We start from the raw sequence: 22,189 nt of genomic DNA, 5'->3' as shown, positions 1-22,189 counted from the left end.
AAAAATGGGGCACGCGCAACGGAGTCCGCTCGCTACGCCTACAATGACCGCCGTGCTATGCGTTCGCTGCACGATCCGGCCTCGCGCGCGCAGCGACGACGCGGCGCGCTGGCCAGACGGCCACACGGCAAGACGGGATCTTGGCTGGCGATATGGATTCGCCGGCACCGGGAGAGTCTATGTTCGACAAGACGCTGCATATCGAGGGCGGGCCGGACTGGCATCACTTCAACGTCCATACGGACAGCATGCTCGTCGCGATCCTGCTCGTCGCCGCCCTGCTGCTGGCGATTCTGCTGGCGAGCACGATCTGCTACTACGTGACGCGCTCGCTGATGCTGATGATCGTCGGGCGTCTCGCGCGCCACGAACGGCACAAGTGGCTGCGCGCTGCCGAGCGTCACAAGGTGTTCCACCGGCTCGCGCCGCTCGTGCCCGCCGCGATCATCTACGCGGCCACGCCCCTGCTCGCGGGGCTCACTTTCCCGCTGATCGCGGCGCTCGGACGGCCACTCGGAATCCTCGCAGCCTGCTACATGGTGTACACGCTGCTGCGCGCCGGTCTGGCGTTCCTCGGTAGCGTGGGTGAGCGCTACAGTCACTTTCCGTCCGCAAGCCAGCGGCCGATCAAGAGCTTCTTGCAGATCGCCGCCATCGTGCTCTACGTGATCGCGCTAATTGCTTTGATCTCGGTGCTGCTGGAGCGCTCGCCGGCTTACTTTCTCACCGGTGTCAGCGCAATGACGGCGCTCCTCATCATCATCTTCCGCGACTCGTTGGTCGGATTCGTTGCCAGCATTCAGCTTGCCGTCTATGACATGCTGCGAGTGGGCGACTGGATCGAGGTGCCCGGCTTCGTCGCCGACGGCACCGTGATTGACATCGCGTTGAACACGATCAAGGTGCAGAACTTCGATAAATCGATCGTCATGCTGCCGAGCTACGTCCTGCTCACGAACAGCGTGAAGAACTGGCGTGGCATGACCGAGTCGGGCGGCCGGCGCGTCAGGCATGCGATTCATTTCGATGCCGGCAGCGTCCGCTTTCCCGACGACGCGCTGCTCGCCAAGCTGCATGGCGATGTCGACCTGTCGCTTGCGCGCCCCACACCTGGCGATACGCAGCGCCGCACCAACCTCGGCCTGTACCGTCTCTATCTGATCGCCTATTTCCGCGATCACCCCATGGTGCGCCGCGACATGCCGCTCGTGATCCGGCAACTGCAGTCCAGCCAGCCCGTCGTCGCGCTAGAGATCTACCTTTACGTTGGAGAGACGAACTGGGAACAGTACGAAAACCTGCAGTCGGACATACTGGACCACGCGTATGGGGTCGCGCCTCAGTTCGGCTTGCGTTGCTGGCAGCCGCAATGGCTGTCGTCTCCGCCGTGATACGGGCAGGCAAAGATCGTATTGGGAACAATCGCGGTTGGGTCGGCAGGGAGGCGACTCGCTGGGGATGGCGAGGTCGAAGCATTCCCAACCGGCGTGACCCGGTCGATGCTGTTGCAGTTGGCTTTCGTTAGAATCTGTTTTCGATTCCTTTATCCGTCCATTACCGGAGGCGAACGTGCCAGGTCTACTTCCCCATGTCGACCGCGAGGGACTCCTCGAATATTCAGTCGTGTACACCGACCGATCAATCAATCATATGTCGCAGCTCTTTCAAGGAGTCGTACGCGATATTTCCGGCACCCTGAAAACGGTCTACAACGCGAAGTCGGCCGTTGTCGTCCCGGGCAGCGGGACTTTTGGCATGGAAGCCGTCGCCCGGCAGTTCGCGACGAACAAGAAGTGTCTGGTCATCCGCAATGGGTGGTTCAGTTTCCGCTGGTCGCAGATTTTCGACATGGGCGGCATCCCGTCTGAATCGATCGTGCTGAAGGCGCGTCCCGTCGAACAAGGAAGGCAGGCAGCCTATGCACCGCCTCCCATCGAAGAAGTGGTCGATGCGATCAGGAAGAACAAGCCGGATCTGGTCTTTGCGCCGCATGTCGAAACCGCATCCGGGATGATGCTGCCTGATGCTTATCTGCGCGAGGTGTCCGACGCTGTTCATGCTGTCGGCGGCATGTTTGTACTGGATTGCATCGCCTCCGGCACGGTCTGGGTGAACATGCAGGCCAGCGGCGTCGATGTCCTGATCAGCGCACCGCAAAAGGGATGGAGCGCGCCGCCTTGCTGCGCACTGGTCATGCTCAGCCCGCTCGCCCGCGAAAGAATCGATGCAACGACCAGCACCAGTTTCGCTTGCGATCTCCGCAAATGGCTGCAGATCATGGAAGCCTACGAGAACGGCGGGTTTGCGTATCACGCGACGATGCCCACGGACGGCCTCGCGACGCTGCGCGACGTCATGAAGGAAACCGAGGCATATGGCTTCGACAAAGTGCGAGCGGAGCAGCTTGAGCTCGGCAAGCGCATTCGCTCACTCTTGAGTGACAAAGGTTTCAAAAGCGTGGCGGGCGAAGGTTTTCAGGCTCCGGGCGTGGTGGTCAGCTACACGGACGATGACGGCATACGATCCGGCAAGAGATTCGCCGACGCTGGCCTGCAGATCGCGCCCGGCGTTCCCCTTCAGTGCGACGAGCCTGAAGACTTCAAGACCTTCCGGGTCGGATTATTTGGCCTGGACAAACTGCATGACATCGATGGCGCTGTCGCCAGGCTCGCCAAGGCGTTGGACAGTATTCTGTAGAGCGCTCTTTCGTAGCATGTGCGCGTGGCTCGCGACCGCATCGGCAGGGGGACTCTGACATCCCCCCGGAATAGCCATGCGCACACTTCGTCCAACCCATTCGTGTCGCCTTGACGGGCAGAAACTTAAATAGTTGACAGCCCGTCGCGCGAACTTCTTCGCAACCGATCGAGCGTTACGCCCAGCGTTCGTTCTTGTTAGTGTCCTTGTCGCGCTCTGACGGTCACGCCTTGAAGGATCGCGGTAGCGCCCGTCCGCATTTCCGGAACAGGCGTGCGAGACAGGACGGCGAATCAAGACCGACCGCTGCCGCCGCCGTGACGACCGTCATGCCGGGTGATTGCAACAGCAACGACGCGTGGCGCACACGCTGCCGCGATCGATAGTCGACGATGGACTCGCCTGTGACGTCGCGAAACATTCGCGTCAACGTGCGCCTTTCCCTTGCACAATGCGCGATGTGCATCACGCAACGTCGAACATATACAGTCTGGCAGCCGACTCCGCCAGGACTACCCTGCGCTCTTCTTCAACCGGCAGCAAGCCGCACAGAAGTTCGAGCGCGTGGGCAAAATCCTCGTCCGCTTCGAACTGCGTATGCGGCCAGTCGCTGCCCCACATCAGGCGATGCACGCCAAACGCCGCTTTCAGAAGATGAAATGCCTCATGCACGTCATGATCATCCGGGCAAAGCTGCCGCCCGTTCCGGTACGCCGCGGAGACCTTCACCCACACACGCTGCGTGTCAGCCAGTTCAAGAAGACGGCGAAAGCCCGCGTCGCGTACGCCGATATCGGGATCGGGCCTGCCGAAGTGATCGACGACGACATTCATGCCAGCGTCCAGAAGCGGCTCGACGATGCGCTGCAGCCGCGCAGCTTCCGCATGCACTTCGACATGCCATTTCAGATCGCGGACATGTGCGAGCGTTTGCGCGCTCACCCATCTGTCGAGCGGCTGATCGGCGTGTCCGATCAGGTTCAGCCGAATCCCGGCAACGCCTGCATTCGCCATCTCCGTCAACGTGTCGATCGGACAATTACGCTCGATCACCGCGACACCGCGTAGCCGCTCCGGCGCGCGACGCAACGCATCGAGCATATAGCTGCAATCGGTGCCGAGAAAGCTGGGCTGTACAAGCACGCCGTGCGATATGCCGTGCGTATCCAGTTGAGCAAGGTAGGCATCGAGCGTGGCGTCGTAGTCGGGCACATAGCGGCGCTTTTGCGCGAGCGGCAGGCCGCGCTCGAATACATGAGCATGGGTATCGACAGATGCAATGTGGGCAGGACGATGCACAGCCTGCCGGTGGCTCGCATCTATCCCCGACTTCTCCATCATGGACGTTCCTTCATCACCAGTCTTGCACGGTTACGGCAGGTGCCCCGCGCGTTAATGCCTCTGCGCATGAGAAAGCGCGCTTGTGTGTTCCGGCTCAAGCGTGGCTTCGCCCAGGGCACGGCCGCGCGTCTCCGGCAGCATCAGCACGGACAGCACGACAATGGCGTAGGCGAGTCCAGCATCGATGCCGATCGCCGTCCCAAGCGACATATTCGCGGACATGTGCCCGACGAGCACCGGAAATCCCGCCGACACGACACGACCGAAGTTGTAGCAAAACCCGACACCCGTGCCACGCATCCCGCGCGGATACAGCTCATTGAACAGCGCGCCCATGCTTGCCGGAATGCCCGCCGCAAAGAAGCCCAGTGGAAATCCGAAGAACAGCATCGCGGTATTGCCGAGCGGCAGAAACAGATAGGCGGTCACCGTTATCACGCAGCAGATCGCAAACGTGAGTATGGTCTTGCGGCGTCCGATGCGATCCAGCAGCTGCGCACTCACGAGGCATCCGCAAAAGAACGCGACGATCACGACGGCGAGGTAGCCGCCCGTACTTAAGACCGACAGATGACGCTCGCTTTTCAGAAATGTCGGCAGCCAGGTCATCAGCGCGTAGTAGCCGCCATGCGCGCCAACGCCGAGCAGTGCGCCGATCAGCGTCATGCGCAGCACTTGCGGAGAAAAGATGCCGACGACCAGGCCAGGCGCCTGCTGTTGCTGTCGCGCCTGCGCATCGCGCGTTGTGTGGGCCGGTGCGGCGGGCTCCTGCACGCCGCGTCGAACGTACAGAATCAGCAGCGCGGGAACGATGCCAACCCCGAACATCACGCGCCACGCGGTATCCGCAGGCAGCAGCGAGAACATCAACGCATAGAGCAGCACTGCTGCGCCCCAGCCGACGGCCCACGCACTCTGCACGGTGCCCAGCGCCTTGCCGCGATGCTCGTTGCGGATCGTCTCGGCCATCAGCACGGCGCCCGCCGCCCATTCTCCGCCGAAGCCAAAGCCCTGCAGCGTTTTCAACACGAGAAACTGCGGATAGTTCTGCGCGAACGCGCACAGGAACGTGAACACGGAAAAAAACGCGACCGTCCATTGCAGCGTCTTCACGCGCCCCAGCCGGTCCGACATCATTCCCGCGATCCAGCCCCCGAGCGCCGACGCCACCAGCGTGACACCGCTCACGAGCCCCGCTTGCGTGCGGCTGATCGACCATTCGGCGATGATCGCCGGAATCACGAGGCTGAACATCTGCACATCGAGCGAGTCAAGCGCCCAACCGCCGAAGCACGCCCAGAACGTCCGGCGTTCATTGCCTGAGATCTGGCTGAACCACTTGAACATCGTTGTCTCCTATTCGTCGTTCCTGCGTGGGAACAACTTGTTTGTGTGGGCGCGCGACCGCTAGCGGATCTCGGCCTGATAGATGAATTCGCTGGCGGGCCCGCGTGAGCGGCGCCACTCGAGCGGCTGCCTGTCGTAGCCGTACGCAAGACGCTCGATCACGACAGCGGGCGTACCCGGTTCGATGCGTAACAGCCGTGCATGCAGTGGGCCAATGGCTTCGACGGTCAGTGTTTCCGTGGCGGACGCCACGACCTGATTGCACTGCGCCTCGTACACGGGGTACAGCAGGTCGCCGACTTCATTCAGATCCATCTGCGCGAACGCGGCAAAACGTACGTAGGGCAGCCAGATTTCTTCAGCGAGCATGGGCACGCCGTCGATCAGCCGCAGCCGCGTCATCTGGATCACGCGTGCGCTACTCGAAATCTGCAGGGTCGCGGCAACTGCCGACGGCGCGTCGACGACCTCGCGGCGCAAGATGCGGCTCTCTGGAATGCGCCGTTCGCCTTGCCGGGTCTGGAAGCGGAAGAAGCGAAACAGGGAACTGTCGAAGCTCGCGCGGCGCACGAACGTCCCTCTGCCCTGGAAGCGCTCCAGCAGGCCTTCCGCGACGAGCAGATCGACGGCCTTGCGAACCGTCCCGACCGCCACGTCGTAGCTTTTGGCAAGCGCCTGCTCGGTGGGAATCGCTTCGCCAGGCTTCCAGTGGCGGGCGGCAATCAGGGCGACCATTTCGTCGCGCAGACGCTGGTAACGGGGCAACCGCTCATCGGCAGGCATGTGAGTCTCCATCAAATTCATATATATGATTTCATAATCCAAGCGGATGACAGATTAGTAGTAACCCGTACATTGTCTTTTTTTAGGGGCAAACGGGTTTGTACTCATTGCCGCGAAAGCAGATTCAACTAAACATATATATGAATTTTTGAACGGAGATTGATTGTGAGCCCAACCCTGATTGCCGAGCAGGCTGTCGTGAAGAAGATCGCCTGGCAGCTCATGCCGCTTTTGATCGTGATGTTCCTGATCGCCTTTATCGACCGGCAGAACGTCGGCTTTGCCAAGCTGCAGATGGTGCATGCGCTGGGGATGTCGGAAGCGTCATATGGCCTGGGCGCGTCGCTCTTTTTTATCGGCTACCTGCTGTTCGAGGTACCGAGCACGCTTGCGCTCCATCGTTTCGGCGCGCGCCTGTGGCTCGCGCGCATCATGGCGACCTGGGGCGCCATTACCGTGGCGATGGCATTCACGCATTCAACGGGACTCTTCTATGTGTTCCGGTTCGCACTGGGTGTCGCCGAAGCGGGCTTCTATCCGGGCGTGATCTTCTATCTGACGCTCTGGTTTCCGCAGAGTCATCGCACGCGCATGCTCGGCTTCTTCACCCTCGGCAGTGCGCTCGCCAACATGCTCGGCTCACTCGCGGGCGGCCTGCTGTTGTCGCTGGACGGCAATCTTGGTCTCGCCGGCTGGCAATGGGTGTTCGTGGCAACGGGGATGCCTGCCGTCCTCGTTGCACTCGTTGCGTTGCGCTTTCTGCCTGAGTCTGTCGAACGCGCCCCGTTCCTGTCGAACGAAGAGAAAACCCTGATGATCGCGGCGCTGCGGCGCGAGGCGCCGGCACAAGCGGACGCCGGGCATCCGTGGCGCGCGCTCGTCGATAAACGCGTGTTGATGTTCGCATGCGGCTACATGCTGATGTCCACCTCGCTCTACGGCGTGACGTACTGGTTGCCGACGCTGCTGAAAAGTGGCGGCGTCTCGCATTCGTCGCTCAACGGGCTGCTCAACATGATTCCGTGGATGCTCTCGGCGCTGCTTCTGCTGTGGCTGCCCGCGAAGCTGAAACGCGAGGGCGTGGTACTCAAGGCGATGGCGATGGTGGCAGGCGTCGGCGTGATCGGCTTCGCGCTCAGTCTCGTGCTGCCGGGGTTGCCCCTGCAATTTGCCGCGCTCGTGCTGGGCGGCGCATGCATTCCGCTGCTCTATCCGTGCTTCTGGTCGCTGCCCCCGCGATACTTCACAGGCGCCCGTGCTGCAGCGAGCATCGCGGCGATCAATTCGATCGGCAATCTTGGCGGCTTCTTTGCGCAGAACCTGATGCCTTACATCGGAAAGGTCGCAGGCAACGCGAGCGCCCCGATGCTGGTGCCCGTCGTTTGCCTGACGCTGCTTGGCCTGGGCATGTCGATCGCGTCGGCGCGAAGCCGCCCAGGCGAGCGCGTGCAGGTTGCCGCGCGTCAGTAAGCAGCTTGCGACGAACGGTTGAGGACGGGCAGGCCGGCGTTGAAGCGGAGCAACCGGTCCTCCACTCAGTCAATGCGCCGTTCGCTTTCCTGGACGTTGCGGGCACACCAGCGAATCGGCCGCCTGCCCGGGCCTTTTTTGCGAAAGGCCGAGCCATCGGATAATCAATTTGGGCCCTGCTGCAGGGCCCCGGCGATCCAGCGGTCCTCCGATGCCTTCAGGTGCGCCCGCATCGCCGTTTGCGCCGCAATGGGATCGGCCAGCTGTAACGCCTTGAGAATTTCCTCGTGTTCCCGTACGGCGGCTGACCAGGTCACCGTGCTCTCCGAGTGACCACGAATCGCCGCGGCAATTGGATCGTGCCGGCTGTCGAACATTTCCGCCACGAAGCGGCTCAGAACCGAGTTGCCGGCGGTTTCGGCAATCAGCATGTGGAACTGGCGGTCAGCGTCGATGGGCGATTTCCCCGCCGCCGCCAACTTTTTCATGCGCTCCACGGTGCGGGCCAGGCGGTCGAGCGCGGCCGCCGAGAACTTGCCGGTGGCCAGCACAATCACGGTCCCTTCGATCGCCGCCCTGGCTTGCATCAGTTCGGAAGGGCTTTCTCCAAGCGGCGGCACGACATTCTCGCCGCTCTCCGGCTGCTCGCTCACATAGACGCCTGAGCCGATCCGTATCTCGACCTGCCCGCCGATCTCCAGCGCGATCAACGCCTCCCGCAATGAAGGTCGCGATACGCCCAACGTATTCGCGAGTTCCCGCTCCGGTGGCAGACGCGCTCCCGGCGACATCCCTCCCTGACGAATCAGCGCAAGAATCTGCATCGCAACGGATTGGTAAAGCCGCTTGGGTTCAGTTTGCTTCATTTTTACGCGCGTTCCTGTCGGTCGTCCGCATGAGCGGACCGCGACAGCAGTCTAGCACGCGGGCTGCTCAGGCTTGCTGGCGTGGGCCGCGCGCCTTACCAGGGTATTCCTTATTGGCAAGAACAGTGCGCAAATAACTATATTGGCTTGACCAAATACGCGCTTCCGGGCTTTAATTCGCTACCAATTGGACAGGCCAATTTTCCCGCTTGCGGGCATCGGCTAGCGCCGACGCCCTTAACGATCTGGAGGCGAGATTGATAGGTGAGACGTCGCATTGCGGAACTCCTGTTTCATTCGACCCGCCTGCGGAGGAAGAAGTATTGCGACTCCGGGGTGTGGGCAAGCGCTTCCCCGGCGTCGTTGCGCTCGACGGCATTGATCTCGATCTACGCGCGGGGGAAGTTCATGCCATCTGTGGAGAGAACGGCGCCGGAAAATCCACGCTGATGAAGATCATCAGCGGTCAGTACCGTGCGGATGAAGGCACCCTGTACTACCGAGGCACGCCAGTACAGTTTTCTTCGACGTCTGAGGCGCAGGCGGCCGGCATCGCGATCATCCATCAGGAGTTGAATCTTGTTCCGCATCTGTCCGTCGCGGAAAACATCTACCTTGCGCGTGAACCCAAACGCGGACCGTTCGTTGACTACCGCACGCTTAACGCCAATGCACGGCATTGTCTGCAACGCATCGGGCTGAACGTGACGCCGGGGACACTGGTCGGCGCACTCTCGATCGCGCAGCAGCAGATGGTAGAGATTGCGAAGGCGCTCTCGCTGGATGCGCGCGTGCTGATCATGGACGAGCCCACGTCCTCGCTGACCGAATCGGAAACGGTCCACCTGTTCCGGATCATCAGGGAACTACGCGCCGACGGAGTGGCGATTCTTTATATCTCGCACCGACTGGACGAGATGGCTGAAATCGTGGACCGCGTCACGGTGCTGCGCGATGGACGACACATTGCGACAAGCCATTTCGCATCGACAAGCGTCAACGAGATCGTGGCTCGCATGGTGGGACGCCCACTCGACGACGCCTATCCGCCGCGCCAGTCCACGCCTACCGACGAGATCCTGCTACGCGTGCGCGATCTGCAACGTACAGGCACGTTCGGCCCTCTTTCGTTCGAACTGCGCAAGGGCGAAATTCTTGGCTTCGCAGGCCTGATGGGCGCAGGTCGTACCGAAGTCGCGCGCGCGATCTTCGGCGCCGAGCGGCCCGACTCCGGTTCGATCCTGCTAGGCGACACACCTGTGTCGATCGGCTCCCCACGCGAAGCGATCCGCCACGGGATCGCCTACCTGTCCGAAGACCGCAAGAAGGATGGCCTCGCGCTCTCCATGCCGGTTTCGGCAAACATCACGCTCGCCAATGTGGGGCCATCTCCTCGCGCGGCTTTCTGCGTTTCTCCGAGGAAGCGGCGGTCGCCGGGCGCTATGTGCGGGAGCTTGGTATCCGCACGCCTACCGTCCGGCAGATTGCGAAGAATCTCTCCGGCGGAAACCAGCAGAAGATCGTGATCAGCAAATGGTTATACCGCGGCTCGCGCATCCTGTTCTTTGACGAACCGACCCGGGGCATCGATGTCGGCGCGAAATACGCGATTTATGGCCTGATGGACCGGCTTGCGTCAGACGGTGTCGGCGTCGTCCTGATCAGTTCCGAACTGCCCGAGTTGCTTGGCATGACGGATCGCATTGCCGTCTTTCACGAAGGACGTATCACCGCAGTCCTCGAGACCCGCCAGACCAGCCAGGAGGAGATCCTGCACCATGCATCAGGGAGAAGTCATGCTTGAAATTTCATCAGGAGCCACGCAGGCCGTCGAAAGGCAAGCCCGACAGCGGCGCCGCGATCTCATCCAGAAATTCGCCGCATTGGGTAGCCTTGTTGTACTTGTCGTCGCGTTTTCATTGACCAGCGCCGCGTTCTTCTCCGTCAGCAACGCGATGACCGTCGCACTCCAGGTCACCTCGATTGCCTATCTCGGCGTCGCGGCAACGTGCGTCATCATCACGGGCGGAATCGACCTGTCGGTCGGGTCCGTGCTGGCGCTAGCCGGGGTGGCGGCGGCCCTTCTCGTCAAGGCAGGTGTCCCCGTTCCCGTCGCCATGCTCGGCGGCATGCTCGTCGGGGCCGCGTGCGGATGGGTCAATGGCATCTGCGTCACGCGTATGGGTTTGCCTCCATTCATCGCAACCCTCGGCATGATGCTGGTCGCGCGCGGACTCGCCCTGCAGATAACCGGTGCAAGACCGGTCTCGGGGCTAGGCGACGCGTTCGGCGAACTGGGCAACGGCGCCCTTTTCAAGATCTCCCACGTGGGTGCCGATGGTTTCCCTGACACGGTCTTCCCTGGCATTCCTTATCCAGTGGTCATCATGGTGGTCCTGTTTGTGGCCGTCTCTGTTCTGTTGTCGCGAACATCTCTGGGCCGTCACATCTACGCAGTCGGGTCGAACGCGGAAGCTGCGCGACTGTCCGGTGTCAACGTACAGGGCGTCAAGCTGTTCACCTACGTTCTTTCCGGACTGCTTGCGGGCGCCACCGGCTGTGTGCTGATGTCGCGCCTCGTGACGGCGCAGCCGAACGAAGGGGTGATGTACGAACTCGACGCCATTGCCAGCGCCGTCATCGGTGGCACGTCGCTGATGGGTGGTGTCGGCACGATCTCCGGCACGGCGATTGGCGCGTTCGTGATCGGCGTGCTGCGCAACGGCCTGAATATGAACGGCGTATCCAGCTTCATCCAGCAAATCATCATCGGTGTCGTCATTCTCGGCACTGTATGGATCGATCAACTCCGAAACCGGAAGTTGTAATCGAAAGACGAAGTCCCAGACCACAATCGAGGAGCGAGACATGAAAAAGGTATCCATGCTGGCCGCGGCCGCCATGACGTGTGCGATGTTCAGCGCGTACGCGCAGGCTGCGGGCGGTGAAATTGCCGTCATCGTGAAAACGGCCAACTCCAATTACTGGCAGAACGTCCAGAAAGGCGCGACGGCCGCCATGGCCGAGTCGAAGGGCTACACGATGACCTTCCAGGGGCCCGCGGCCGAGTCCGCTATCGCAGACGAAGTCAACATGGTCGAGAACGCGGTGAACCGGCATGTCGCCGGCATCGTACTCGCGCCGTCGGACCCGGATGCCCTCGTCCCGGCGATGAAGAAAGCGTGGGAAGCCCATATTCCCGTGGTGCTCATCGACTCATCGGTATCCGATTCAGGTAAGCAGTACTATCAGTCATTCCTGTCGACCGACAACGCGAAAGCCGGTGAACTGTGTGCAAAAGCGATGATCGACCGTGTCGGACAGAACGGCAAGGTGGCGATCATGTCGTATGTGCCGGGCGCGGGCTCGGAAGTCGGTCGCGTGGGTGGCTTTCGCAAGTACATCGCCGCCCATTCGAAGTTGCAGGTAGTCGGACCGTTCTATTCGCAGTCGCAGATGGCGAACGCTCTGAACCAGACCACCGATGTCCTGTCGGCCAATCCCGACCTCAAGGGAATTTTTGGCGCCAATGAGCCGACTGCCGTAGGGATGGGACGCGCCCTCCAGCAATCCGGCAAAGGCGGAAAGGTTGTCGCGATCGGCTTCGACGGAAACCAGGACCTGCAAGGCTTCGTTCGCGACGGCACGATCCAGGCCATCGCGGTCCAGAGCTCGTACCAGATGGGGTACAAGGGCATTCAGACGCTCGTCAGTGTGATCGAGCACAAATCCGTGTCGAAGCAGGTCGACACGGGCGTCATGATGGTCGAAAAGCAGAACCTCGACTCGTCTGAGGCCAAGAACGTTCTCTACTGATGAACGCTGGCGGACAGCCTTTGGCCGTCCGCCAGGCGCTTTCCTTCTCATCCAGATATCGCCTCCATGAAAGCCATTGCGACGCACGCGCTACCACGAAACGGATTGACGGTGACCACAGTCGGCCTGGGCTGCTCGCAACTGGGCGGACTCTACAAGCCGATGTCAGCCGAAGAGGCCAACGCACTCGTGGACTGGGCGTGGGACGCCGGCATCCGCTATTTCGATACTGCGCCGTTCTACGGCTATACCCTCTCTGAACGGCGAGTCGGACAAGCGCTGCAAACGCGCGATCGCGCGCGTTACGCACTCAGCACCAAGGTCGGGCGGCTCATGCGGCCCGACGACACCGTTCAGGCGGGCGACGACGGGTGGGCGCAACCCCTGCCGTTCCGGCCTCGCTTCGACTATACGTTCGACGGCATCATGCGCTCGTACGAGGATAGCCAGCAGCGTCTCGGAATGCCGGCAATCGACGTTCTCTATGTACACGACATTGGTGTCGCTACGCACGGCGACCGGCATTCCCGCTACTGGGAACAGCTGACACGCGGAGGCGGCTTCCGGGCACTCGCCGAACTGCGCGACTCGCACGCCATTTCCGCGATCGGGCTCGGTGTGAACGAATGGCAAGTTGCTGCCGACGCGATGCAAGAGGCGGATCTCGACCTTATCCTGCTGGCTGGCCGGTACACCCTTCTTGAACAGGAAGCACTCTCTCCGTTGCTGGATCGGTGCATGCGCAACGACGTGAGGATCGTCGCCGGGGGTGTCTTCAACTCGGGCGTACTGGTCGGAAACGGAAAGTTCAATTACGCAGATGCGCCATCCGAAGTCACCCGGAAGGTTGGCCGCCTCGCCGACCTATGCGCCCGCTTCGAGGTGCCCCTCGGCGCCGTCGCACTCCAGTTTCCGCTGGCCCATCCGGCAGTTATATCCTGCGTAATCGGTGCGCGCAGCATCGAGCAGTTGCAGAAAAACCTCGCGTGGCTCGAAACGCCCGTTCCGCCGGAACTCTGGGAGGCGCTGACGGTGGAGGGGCTGATTGACCCGTCGGCGCCCGTCCCGGGAGTGTGCGCGTGACGCTGCGAATCGAAGCCCATCAGCCATGCTGCGACGACTTCCAGCGCACCGAAGCGCACGCCCGTGTTTTCGGCGGCAATGCATGTCATTTCCATAGAATCGATCAGCCGTCCGGCGATCGACACGCTCAATAACGAGGAAGCCATAATGCTTAGCGTCATTTGCGAATCGCCCGGCGTGCTGCGCCACGAAGACCGCGAACTGCCAGTCCGCGCGGACGGCGAGGTTCTGTTGCGCGTGCGCCGTGTCGGCATTTGCGGCACGGACATGCACATCTACTCGGGCAACCAGCCATACCTGCAATATCCGCGCGTCATGGGGCACGAGCTGTCGGCGACGGTCGTCGAGGCCGATCCCGGCGCACACGTGACATCCGGCGATACGGTCTACGTGATGCCCTACCTGTCATGCGGACACTGCATCGCCTGCAGGCAGGGCAAAACGAACTGCTGCGTCAACATCAGGGTGCTCGGTGTGCATAGCGATGGCGCATTGACCGAATACCTGTCGGTACCCGCGCAGTTCGTGCATCGGGCCGAAGGCGTGACGCTGGATCAGGCCGCAATGCTCGAATTTCTCGCTATCGGCGCTCACGCGGTAAGGCGTGCCGATGTTTCAGCCGGGCAACGGATTCTGGTCGTCGGGGCGGGGCCGATCGGCATGGCAGCCATGCTGTTCGCGAATCTGCGTGGTGCCAGTGTGACCTGCCTGGACACGCGCGCCGATCGTCTGGCGTTCTGTCGGGAGCATTTCGCGGTTTCCACGGTTCAGGCGGGATCGAATGACGTCGAGGATCTGTCGGCGCTCACCGACGGCGAGTTCTTCGACGTCGTATTTGACGCGACAGGCAACATCAAGGCGATGAATCGGGGTTTCGCCTTCATCGCACACGGCGGCAAGTACGTGCTGATCTCGATCGTGCCGGGCGAGATCACGTTCTCCGATCCTGAATTCCATAAACGCGAAGCGACCCTGCTCGGAAGCCGGAACGCGACGGCGGAAGACTTCGAGACAGTGCTCGAAGCGATGCGAGCCGGCCGCATCCCCGACAAGGCTCTCAATACGCACCGGATGAGTCTGTCCGATGTTCCCACCGAGTTCCCGAAGCTGCTTGAGCCTGGACGCACCGTCGTCAAGGCGCTGGTCGAGTGCTAACCGAATCCGCTGGAATCGTTCGAGATGAGTGAACCCATTCTTCAATTCGGCACCAGCCGGTTTCTCCTGGCACACGTCGCTCTGTTCATTTCGGAGGCTCTTCAGCGGGGCGACGCAATCGGTGGCATCAGCGTAGTGCAGACCACCAACAACCCTTCAAGCCGCACGCGCGTCACCGCATTGAGCCAGACGGACAGCTATCCTGTGAAGATTCGTGGACGGGAGCGCGGCACAATCGTGGATAAGGTCGTTCACGGCCGCGCCATACGTGCAGCGTGGATTGCCGATCGCGACTGGGCGAAGATCCGGCATGCCGTGATTCACGATGTGCGCGTCATCGTCTCGAACACCGGCGACGCGGGCTACTGCCTCGATCCTCGTGATTCCTCTGCCCTTCTCGCGCCCGACGCACGTGTACCCCATAGCTATCCCGCGAAGCTGGCCGCCCTCCTTCATGCGCGGTGGCGCGAACGGCCGGACTCAGGCGTATCGGTCTTCCCCTGCGAACTTATCGCTAGCAACGGGGACACGCTGCGTGATCTGGTCATTGGCCTGGCCGAACGATGGGGACAGCCTGCTTCATTCATCACGTATCTGTCGCAGCGATGCGTCTGGGTCAATTCGCTGGTCGACCGGATCGTATCCGAACCGATCGAGCCGGTGGGCGCAGTCGCGGAACCTTATGCGCTGTGGGCAATCGAGCGACGGGCGGGCATGGAACTGCCCTGTACGCATGAGAATATCGTCGTGACAGACAACCTGCGCAGTTATGAGCAACTGAAGCTTTTTTTTCTGAACCTCGGACATACCTGGCTCGCCGATCAGTGGCTCGCGCAGCGACGAAGTTCCACCGAGACCGTCGTCGAAGCGATGAACGACGCGGCAATGCGCGACGGCATCGAAGCCGTGTGGGAGGAAGAAGTATTGCCTGTCTTCAATGCGCTGGGGCTGCGCACTCGCGCGGAGCAGTATGCCGCGAGCGTGCGCGAACGCTTTCTCAATCCATACCTTCGCCATCGCATCGCGGACATTGCCAACAACCATCCTGAGAAAGTCCGCCGGCGAATCCTGCCGCTGATCGAGCTGGCTGATTCATTGTCCGTCCCGCCTCGTCAGACGCGCCTGCGCGATACACTCGCACGGCACGGAGCGACACCATCGACGCAAAAGGCCGACGCATCTTGAGAGATCGAGTGGTCGTCATTGTCCAGTGACAATCGTGCCTTGCGCATGGGCAGCGGACTGGACACATCTTCAGCCGCACCAACTTTTTGACCTGTTCCTGACGCGGAGTCGCTATGCGGTTTTGCCTTGCACTGGACCTGAAAGACGATCCGGCGCTTATCGAAAGCTACGAAGAGCATCATCGCCACGTGTGGCCTGAAGTGCTGCAGCATCTGCGCGAACACGGCGTAGTAGGCATGGAAATTTTCCGACTCGGAACGCGGCTGACCATGGTAATGGACACAGACGATGTCGTCTTCGACAACGACAAGATGTCCCGAGCGGCTCAATTGAACCCGGTGATTCGCGCGTGGGAGGAATTAATGTGGAAATTCCAGGCCGCCACGCCGTGGACGCCAGCGGGCGAAAAATGGATTCAGATGCAGCCGATATTTGACTTGCGTCGACAGCCATAAGCGGCATTGGCCGAGGATCAAATGCGTGGCGCGGGCGAGCCGAGTCTGGACGCCGTGCCGTCAGAGAGACCTGTCCGGGGCCTTCTGAGCCGATCCCAGGATGCACCTGTCCACCGTTTCGACGGGGATTTCTTCGGGGAGACAACCGGGTCGGCGAGTTCGGCATGCTCACCGAAGAACTGCAATCGGCCACACCGGTGTGCCTGCGCAAGTGCCTCGAGGAAGCGCCTGCGGAACAGGCATGACGGCACGCGCACCGACACTTCTCAGCCGGGAAATATCCGTTTGAGCCGCCTGAGCATATTTTCGACTTTTTCGGGCAGTGAAAAACGGGTAGCGCGGCCCTACAGTTGAACCCAGGCCATCCGGGTATTCCCGCTCATTTGGGATAGGCGGCTTGCCGAGTCTATCGATTTCGGTGACGCGCGGATCATTGTCCTGAGCTGTCGCCATTTCAGCAGGGATATCATGAACACAATGCCAGTCAACCTGTCTTCCAGATCGGAGACATCCAGGCCACTTGTCATCGCCGCCGTGATGGCCTCGCTGGCGATGGTCGCCATCGAAGCGACAATCGTCTCGACCGCGATGCCGCAGATCGTGACGAAACTCGGTGGACTGCATTTATATAGCTGGGTTTTCTCGTCGTTTTTGCTGACCCAGACCGCCATGACGGTGGTCTTTGGCAAGCTTGCGGATATCTTTGGTCGCAAGCGCATCATGCTGGCCGGCATTGCCATTTTTCTGGTCGGATCGGTGCTGGCCGGCTTCGCATGGTCAATGCCTGCGATGATCGTCTTCAGACTCATTCAGGGCATCGGCGCCGGTTCGATACAACCGGTCACGCTGACCATCGTCGGTGACCTCTACCCAGCCAAAGAGCGTGGCAAGGTGCAGGGCTATCTGGCTAGCGTGTGGGCGACGGCGGCGGTCCTCGGGCCGATGATCGGCGGCTTTATTGTCCGCGACTTCGCGTGGGCGTGGATCTTCTGGATCAACATCCCCGTCGGATTGATTTCAGCCGCAGGCTTTGTCCTGTTCCTGCATGAAAAGGAAAGAGACGCTCGGCCGTCGATCGATATCGGCGGTGCAGTCCTCTTCACCGTCGCCATCGCCGCGCTCATGATCGGCCTGACGAGCCTGAGTACAGCGGACTATACGCACGCGATGCTCAGCGGCAGCGTGTTCATCGCAAGCGCAGCGCTGTTTGTCTGGCAGGAGCGGCGTAGCCCCGACCCGATGATTTCGTTCAGCCTGTGGGGGCATCGTCCCATCGCGATGACCAACCTCGCGACGGCTTTCTCCGGCATGGCCTTGATGGGGCTGACAACCTTCCTGCCGATGTATGTTCAGGGTGTGCTGCATCGCACGCCGATGGTTGCAGGCTTTGCGCTAACGATGGTCATGGTGGGGTGGCCGCTGGGCGCCACGCTTTCCGCCCGCTCCTTTCACCGGTTCGATCTGCGCAAGCTGCTGATCGGTGGAAGCGCGGTGATCCCGGTTGGCGCGATGATCTTCGTCTCGTTGACCCCTCATAGCGCGCCGTTACTGGCCGGGATCGGATCGCTGGTGATGGGCTTCGGAATGGGCGCGCTCAGCGTCACGTCGCTCGTCCTCATCCAGGAGCAGGTCGACAAGTCGCAACGCGGCAGCGCTACCGCCTCAAACCTGTTCTCACGCAACCTTGGAAGCACACTCGGCGCGACCGTCTTCGGCGCCTTGCTCAACTATGGGCTGGCTCACTCGAAGACACTTGGCGTCGTCACTTCCGATCAACTGCGCAAGGTGATCGAGTCAGCACCCGGCAGCATGGACAGCTTTGCCGCCATTCGGCTGGCGTTGCATCAATCGGTTCATCTGACGTTTGTTGGACTCTTTATCGTCGCAGTGACAATCGTCGTCTTCGCGGTTCTCGTCCCTGCCGTTGCTGCGGCCAGAAACGGTGAAGCGCCTCAGCGTTGAGAAAGGCTTGATCGTTCCACTCACACACGGAGCGCCGGCAACCGGTTGCACATCCAATGCAACGGTTCCGGCATCCACAATCTTAAGTTCTTCGCTGTAGTCGCCTGGGCATTACGCGATCTTTTGCTGTTAGACAGAAACATCAGCGGGTGGCCGGGACAACGAGTTCGGCGTCGAGTATTTAGCGAAGGGGACCGCTGAGTCGCGGCAAGATTACCGAAAGGTCGTATTCGTGGATCACGAGCCTCCACAGGTGGGGCAGTTGAACGGAATCGTATTGTCGCCAACAAGTGCCCAGTGCGACCCGTTGCAGGCGATCGCGTTGTTGTGCTTCCAACGGCTGGTATCCCGGACTAGCTCAACGATGTCCGCGTGTGCTCACGTCGCGACATTTTGCAGGGATCGACGAACTGCTGGCCACGATCGCAGCGAGCGGCTATCGTTACCTCGCTGCGCTGCGCTGCGCTTCGCGTTGCGATCCGTGACAGCGAGGATACGGCGCTAGCCAAAGCGTACCGGATGATGCGTCAGGCCGTTGACGCACCTTGAAAAGCGCGGTCGGGCGCGGCAACGGCCAGTCACCATCCATATCCACGTCAGCCTGAAGTCGGACCAAGGCGTGCTTTGCACAGACGTTACCGCGCCGCCCCTTCAGCGCTGCAATGAATTAATAAAGTTCTCCCGTCATCGCTTTTGTATCTCAACGTATCTACAACGGCAGATACGGATACGCACGCTTACACACGACCAACATTCGGACATGAGCGCGATACGTTCGCGCGCTCAAATACGCCCATCGCGAGCAACACACCGCACCGCGAACACCCGGCTTACCGAGGTAGTGCATATGCAACACGAAACGAACGTAACCGTCGAACAGCACCGCACCGCGAATAAACCGCTGAGCAGCCAGATCGCGCGCCATTGTCTGTTGACACGCGCCCGGCAAATTTCGCGCGTGCCGACCTCCGTCTATGACGATGCGATGCGTCCTTTCGGCTCTGTCGCGCCGCAGTTCTCGCTGCTTGTCCCAGCGATGGCCGCAGCCGCCCGCTCTCGCTCACCCGAGAAGGCAAGGCGCTGCTCAAGAACACCGCGAGCGCGTGGTCGGCTGCACAACGCCACGCGACGCGCCTGCCCGGTCAAGACGCCGCCCATGAACTCATGAACATCGCACGCGAATTGCCGCTGCGCGCGGCCTGAAGTCTTGTCGGTCGATGTTGCATATACAAGATCGACCATTGCCTCGTACCCCTAGTCAAGGAGTTTGTCGTGAACGTCGTCAAAGCCGCCGCCGTGCAGTTCAGCCCGGTGCTCTACTGCCGTGAAGCAACCGTCGCCAAGGTCGTGCAAAAGATTCACGAACTCGGCCAGAAAGGCGTGCAGTTCGCCACCTTCCCCGAAACGGTCGTGCCGTATTACCCGTACTTCGCTGCCGTTCAGACAGGCATCGAGTTGCTGTCGGGCACCGAACATCTGCGCCTGCTCGAACAGGCCGTGACCGTGCCGTCCGCTGCCACCGACGCGATCGGCGAAGCCGCGCGCAAGGCCGGCATGGTCGTGTCGATTGGCGTGAATGAGCGCGATGGCGGCACGCTGTACAACACGCAATTGCTCTTCGATGCCGACGGCACGCTGATCCAGCGCCGCCGCAAGATCACGCCGACGCATTTCGAACGCATGATCTGGGGCCAGGGAGACGGTTCAGGCCTGCGTGCGGTCGACAGCGCAGTCGGACGCATCGGCCAGCTTGCATGCTTCGAGCACAACAACCCGCTTGCCCGCTACGCAATGATCGCCGACGGCGAGCAGATACACTCGGCGATGTATCCCGGCTCGGCCTTTGGCGAAGGCTTTGCACAACGGATGGAAATCAACATCCGCCAGCACGCGCTCGAATCCGCTGCGTTCGTCGTCAACGCGACGGCTTGGCTGGACGCCGACCAACAGGCACAGATCATGAAAGACACCGGCTGCGGAATCGGTCCGATTTCGGGCGGTTGCTTCACGGCGATCGTCTCGCCGGACGGCATGCTGATGGCCGAGCCGCTTCGCTCGGGTGAAGGCGACGTGATCGTCGATCTCGACTTCACGCAGATCGATCGCCGCAAGATGCTGATGGACTCGGCTGGTCACTACAACCGCCCTGAACTGCTGAGCCTGATGATCGACCGCACGCCGACCGCGCATGTTCACGAGCGCGCTTCGCATCCGATGAATGTCAACGAGCAGGGTTCTGCAAATCTGCACGTCCAGGCCGAGTGAAATCGAAAACTTCGAACTACCCTCCATTGAAGGAGGATTGGCTTCGAAGGCAATAATCAGGACCAGCGTCGTAGCAATCGACGTATGCACGCGCTCATGTTCGCTCCAGCATGTGTATATGCATACTTAAATACAGTTAAGTCTTCAGTTGAAGGTACGCGATATGACAACGAAACCTGCCCCTGACCGGCCCATTTTCTGCACACTCAGGGACGATACGACCGCATGACGAACCACCTGTTCGAACTCACGGGCCGCAAACCCATGAGCACGTATGACTTTGTGAAACTGCACGTTGCAGACTTCACGCGCAACACCACACGCTGATCAAGGCAGGAGACTCACCCCATGTCCAAGGACACGCCCCAATCTTCCTCGCGCCGGCACTTTGTCGGTACGGCCGCAGCGGCGCTCGCGGCAGGCTCGCTGAGCCGCCTCGCTTTCGCCGATACGAACCCGGCAACCGGCAAGATCACGGAACCCGCGAACGGCGACAAGACGGCGATCCGCCCGTTTCGCGTTCACGTCCCCGAGTCGCAGCTCGTCGACATGCGGCGCCGCATCAAAGCCACGCGCTGGCCGGATCGCGAGACCGTGCCCGACGAATCGCAGGGCATTCAACTCGCCACCATTCAGGGACTCGCGCAGTATTGGGCAACCGGTTACGACTGGCGCAAATGCGAAGCGCGGTTGAATTCGTATCCGCAGTTCATCACCGAGATCGACGGACTCGATATTCACTTCCTCCATGTGCGGTCGAAACATGAAAACGCGATGCCGCTGATCGTGACGCATGGCTGGCCCGGCTCGATCATCGAACAGTTCAAGATCATCGATCCGCTCGTCAATCCGACTGCACACGGCGCGCCCGCTTCCGATGCATTCCATCTCGTGATTCCATCGTTGCCCGGTTACGGCTTTTCAGCGCGACCGACCCAGACGGGCTGGGGACCGGAACGCACTGCGCGCGCGTGGGTCACGTTGATGAAACGCCTCGGCTATGAGCGCTTTGCATCGCAAGGCGGCGATCTCGGCGGCATTGTGACCAACATCATGGCGAAGCAGGCATCGCCTGAACTGATAGGCATCCACGTGAACTTCCCCGCCGCTGTTCCGGCTGAGATCCTGAAGGCGCTAGCGGCAGGCGACCCCATGCCGGCCGGCTTGTCCGACGACGAGAAGCACGCGTACGATCAGTTGAGCGCCAACTTCAAGAAGAAGCGGGGCTACGCGTTCGAAATGGGCACACGGCCGCAGACGCTGTATGGACTCGCCGATTCACCTGTCGCGCTGGCTTCGTGGCTGCTCGATCACGGTGACGGCTACGGCCAGCCCGCTGCTGCCTTGAGTGCGGCTGTGCTCGGCCATCCTGTCAATGGCCATTCCGCAGGCGCATTGACACGCGACGACATACTCGACGACATCACGCTTTACTGGGTGACCAATACGGGCGTTTCGGCGTCGCGTTTCTACTGGGAGTCGCACGCGAGCTTCTTCCTCGCCGCCGACGTCAATGTGCCCGCCGCCGTCAGCGCATTTCCAGGCGAAAACTACCAGGCGCCGAAGAGCTGGACGGAGAAGGCCTATCACAACCTGATTTACTACAACAGGCCTGAATCCGGTGGACACTTCGCGGCGTGGGAGGAACCCGCGATCTTCGCGAATGAAGTGCGCACAGGGTTGAGGTCTTTGCGCGCCTGATTGTCAAGCGCTCCGGGTCGCATGCGTCGGAGCGCTTGCCAGAATGCACTCGTTTGATTGATC

At 61.1% G+C, this 22,189-nt stretch carries 17 protein-coding genes and 1 pseudogene; 13 read left to right on the top strand and 5 right to left on the bottom strand.

Annotation, left to right across the window (positions count from 1 at the left end; genetic code table 11):
- Positions 1-179 precede the first annotated feature (179 nt).
- Both FRZ40_RS25315 and FRZ40_RS25310 read left to right on the top strand, forming a co-directional pair.
- A complete protein-coding gene (locus FRZ40_RS25315) occupies positions 180-1,391 on the top strand; it encodes a mechanosensitive ion channel family protein (protein WP_147235960.1) in 1,212 nt (403 codons plus the stop codon).
- 178 nt (positions 1,392-1,569) lie between these two features.
- Complete coding sequence (locus FRZ40_RS25310; protein WP_147235959.1) at positions 1,570-2,697, top strand: aminotransferase class V-fold PLP-dependent enzyme; 1,128 nt, start codon at positions 1,570-1,572, stop codon at positions 2,695-2,697.
- Between the two features lie 223 nt (positions 2,698-2,920).
- On the opposite strand, the gene FRZ40_RS25305 is transcribed toward FRZ40_RS25310, so the two are convergent.
- Genes FRZ40_RS25305 through FRZ40_RS25290 form a run of 4 tightly spaced genes read right to left on the bottom strand, consistent with a single transcriptional unit; the run spans position 2,921 to position 6,168 of the window.
- The gene (locus FRZ40_RS25305) at positions 2,921-3,163 is read right to left on the bottom strand and encodes a helix-turn-helix domain-containing protein (protein ID WP_275671038.1); all 243 of its coding nucleotides are present in this window, start codon (positions 3,161-3,163) and stop codon (positions 2,921-2,923) included.
- Positions 3,163-4,038, bottom strand: coding sequence for an amidohydrolase family protein (locus FRZ40_RS25300; RefSeq protein WP_147235958.1), 876 nt, complete (start codon positions 4,036-4,038; stop codon positions 3,163-3,165). Before FRZ40_RS25300 ends, FRZ40_RS25305 begins: the two co-directional genes overlap by 1 nt.
- Positions 4,039-4,089: 51 nt before the next feature.
- Positions 4,090-5,385 (bottom strand): MFS transporter, encoded by a 1,296-nt coding sequence (locus FRZ40_RS25295; protein ID WP_147235957.1) that lies wholly within the window; start codon positions 5,383-5,385, stop codon positions 4,090-4,092.
- A 60-nt stretch (positions 5,386-5,445) separates the two neighbouring features.
- Entirely contained in the window at positions 5,446-6,168 is a 723-nt protein-coding gene (locus FRZ40_RS25290; protein WP_028366676.1) for a GntR family transcriptional regulator, read from the bottom strand.
- Positions 6,169-6,390: 222 nt separating this feature from the next.
- On the opposite strand from FRZ40_RS25290, the gene FRZ40_RS25285 reads away from it, so the two are divergent.
- Positions 6,391-7,638, top strand: coding sequence for an MFS transporter (locus FRZ40_RS25285; protein ID WP_193567040.1), 1,248 nt, complete (start codon positions 6,391-6,393; stop codon positions 7,636-7,638).
- A gap of 164 nt (positions 7,639-7,802) precedes the next feature.
- On the opposite strand, the gene FRZ40_RS25280 is transcribed toward FRZ40_RS25285, so the two are convergent.
- On the bottom strand, positions 7,803-8,504 hold the full coding sequence (locus FRZ40_RS25280) for a FadR/GntR family transcriptional regulator (RefSeq protein WP_028366674.1): 702 nt from the start codon (positions 8,502-8,504) through the stop codon (positions 7,803-7,805).
- Between the two features lie 260 nt (positions 8,505-8,764).
- Here FRZ40_RS25280 and FRZ40_RS25275 point away from each other — a divergent pair.
- The 10 genes and pseudogenes from FRZ40_RS25275 to FRZ40_RS25210 all read left to right on the top strand — a co-directional run bounded on the left by FRZ40_RS25275 (position 8,765) and on the right by FRZ40_RS25210 (position 22,126).
- Positions 8,765-10,308: pseudogene (locus tag FRZ40_RS25275) on the top strand (sugar ABC transporter ATP-binding protein).
- The gene (locus FRZ40_RS25270) at positions 10,301-11,332 is read left to right on the top strand and encodes an ABC transporter permease (protein ID WP_028366672.1); all 1,032 of its coding nucleotides are present in this window, start codon (positions 10,301-10,303) and stop codon (positions 11,330-11,332) included. The pseudogene FRZ40_RS25275 and the gene FRZ40_RS25270 overlap by 8 nt, the downstream one beginning before the upstream one ends.
- 40 nt (positions 11,333-11,372) lie before the next feature.
- Positions 11,373-12,320 carry an ABC transporter substrate-binding protein gene (locus FRZ40_RS25265; RefSeq protein WP_147235955.1) on the top strand — a complete coding sequence of 316 codons (948 nt, stop codon included), beginning with the start codon at positions 11,373-11,375 and terminating at the stop codon, positions 12,318-12,320.
- Positions 12,321-12,386: 66 nt separating this feature from the next.
- Positions 12,387-13,403, top strand: coding sequence for an aldo/keto reductase (locus FRZ40_RS25260; protein ID WP_147235954.1), 1,017 nt, complete (start codon positions 12,387-12,389; stop codon positions 13,401-13,403).
- A gap of 147 nt (positions 13,404-13,550) precedes the next feature.
- Entirely contained in the window at positions 13,551-14,558 is a 1,008-nt protein-coding gene (locus FRZ40_RS25250) for a zinc-binding alcohol dehydrogenase family protein (RefSeq protein ID WP_147235953.1), read from the top strand.
- Between the two features lie 24 nt (positions 14,559-14,582).
- A complete protein-coding gene (locus FRZ40_RS25245; RefSeq protein ID WP_147235952.1) occupies positions 14,583-15,743 on the top strand; it encodes a mannitol dehydrogenase family protein in 1,161 nt (386 codons plus the stop codon).
- Positions 15,744-15,856: 113 nt separating this feature from the next.
- Complete coding sequence (locus FRZ40_RS25240) at positions 15,857-16,198, top strand: L-rhamnose mutarotase (protein ID WP_028366667.1); 342 nt, start codon at positions 15,857-15,859, stop codon at positions 16,196-16,198.
- Positions 16,199-16,687: 489 nt separating this feature from the next.
- Positions 16,688-18,160 (top strand): MDR family MFS transporter, encoded by a 1,473-nt coding sequence (locus FRZ40_RS25230; protein ID WP_147236782.1) that lies wholly within the window; start codon positions 16,688-16,690, stop codon positions 18,158-18,160.
- Positions 18,161-19,432: 1,272 nt separating this feature from the next.
- Positions 19,433-20,425: a carbon-nitrogen hydrolase family protein gene (locus FRZ40_RS25215; RefSeq protein WP_147235951.1), complete on the top strand. Its 993-nt coding sequence runs from the start codon at positions 19,433-19,435 to the stop codon at positions 20,423-20,425.
- Positions 20,426-20,773: 348 nt separating this feature from the next.
- The gene (locus tag FRZ40_RS25210) at positions 20,774-22,126 is read left to right on the top strand and encodes an epoxide hydrolase family protein (protein ID WP_028371138.1); all 1,353 of its coding nucleotides are present in this window, start codon (positions 20,774-20,776) and stop codon (positions 22,124-22,126) included.
- Positions 22,127-22,189: the final 63 nt, after the last annotated feature.

It is taken from the genome of Paraburkholderia azotifigens (assembly GCF_007995085.1).
GTDB classification, from domain to species: Bacteria; Pseudomonadota; Gammaproteobacteria; order Burkholderiales; family Burkholderiaceae; genus Paraburkholderia; species Paraburkholderia azotifigens.
Note: the sequence above shows the minus strand (reverse complement) of the source record. Positions and strands in the feature narration are given on the sequence as shown.

Bases quoted from the DNA above. Each gene is read 5' to 3' on its own strand.
- FRZ40_RS25315 (WP_147235960.1), top strand. From the start codon at position 180: ATGTTCGACAAGACGCTGCATATCGAGGGCGGGCCGGACTGGCATCAC.
- FRZ40_RS25305 (WP_275671038.1), bottom strand. From the start codon at position 3,163: ATGCACATCGCGCATTGTGCAAGGGAAAGGCGCACGTTGACGCGAATG.
- FRZ40_RS25300 (WP_147235958.1), bottom strand. From the start codon at position 4,038: ATGATGGAGAAGTCGGGGATAGATGCGAGCCACCGGCAGGCTGTGCAT.
- FRZ40_RS25295 (WP_147235957.1), bottom strand. From the start codon at position 5,385: ATGTTCAAGTGGTTCAGCCAGATCTCAGGCAATGAACGCCGGACGTTC.
- FRZ40_RS25290 (WP_028366676.1), bottom strand. From the start codon at position 6,168: ATGCCTGCCGATGAGCGGTTGCCCCGTTACCAGCGTCTGCGCGACGAA.
- FRZ40_RS25285 (WP_193567040.1), top strand. From the start codon at position 6,391: ATGCCGCTTTTGATCGTGATGTTCCTGATCGCCTTTATCGACCGGCAG.
- FRZ40_RS25280 (WP_028366674.1), bottom strand. From the start codon at position 8,504: ATGAAGCAAACTGAACCCAAGCGGCTTTACCAATCCGTTGCGATGCAG.
- FRZ40_RS25270 (WP_028366672.1), top strand. From the start codon at position 10,301: ATGCTTGAAATTTCATCAGGAGCCACGCAGGCCGTCGAAAGGCAAGCC.
- FRZ40_RS25265 (WP_147235955.1), top strand. From the start codon at position 11,373: ATGAAAAAGGTATCCATGCTGGCCGCGGCCGCCATGACGTGTGCGATG.
- FRZ40_RS25260 (WP_147235954.1), top strand. From the start codon at position 12,387: ATGAAAGCCATTGCGACGCACGCGCTACCACGAAACGGATTGACGGTG.
- FRZ40_RS25250 (WP_147235953.1), top strand. From the start codon at position 13,551: ATGCTTAGCGTCATTTGCGAATCGCCCGGCGTGCTGCGCCACGAAGAC.
- FRZ40_RS25245 (WP_147235952.1), top strand. From the start codon at position 14,583: ATGAGTGAACCCATTCTTCAATTCGGCACCAGCCGGTTTCTCCTGGCA.
- FRZ40_RS25240 (WP_028366667.1), top strand. From the start codon at position 15,857: ATGCGGTTTTGCCTTGCACTGGACCTGAAAGACGATCCGGCGCTTATC.
- FRZ40_RS25210 (WP_028371138.1), top strand. From the start codon at position 20,774: ATGTCCAAGGACACGCCCCAATCTTCCTCGCGCCGGCACTTTGTCGGT.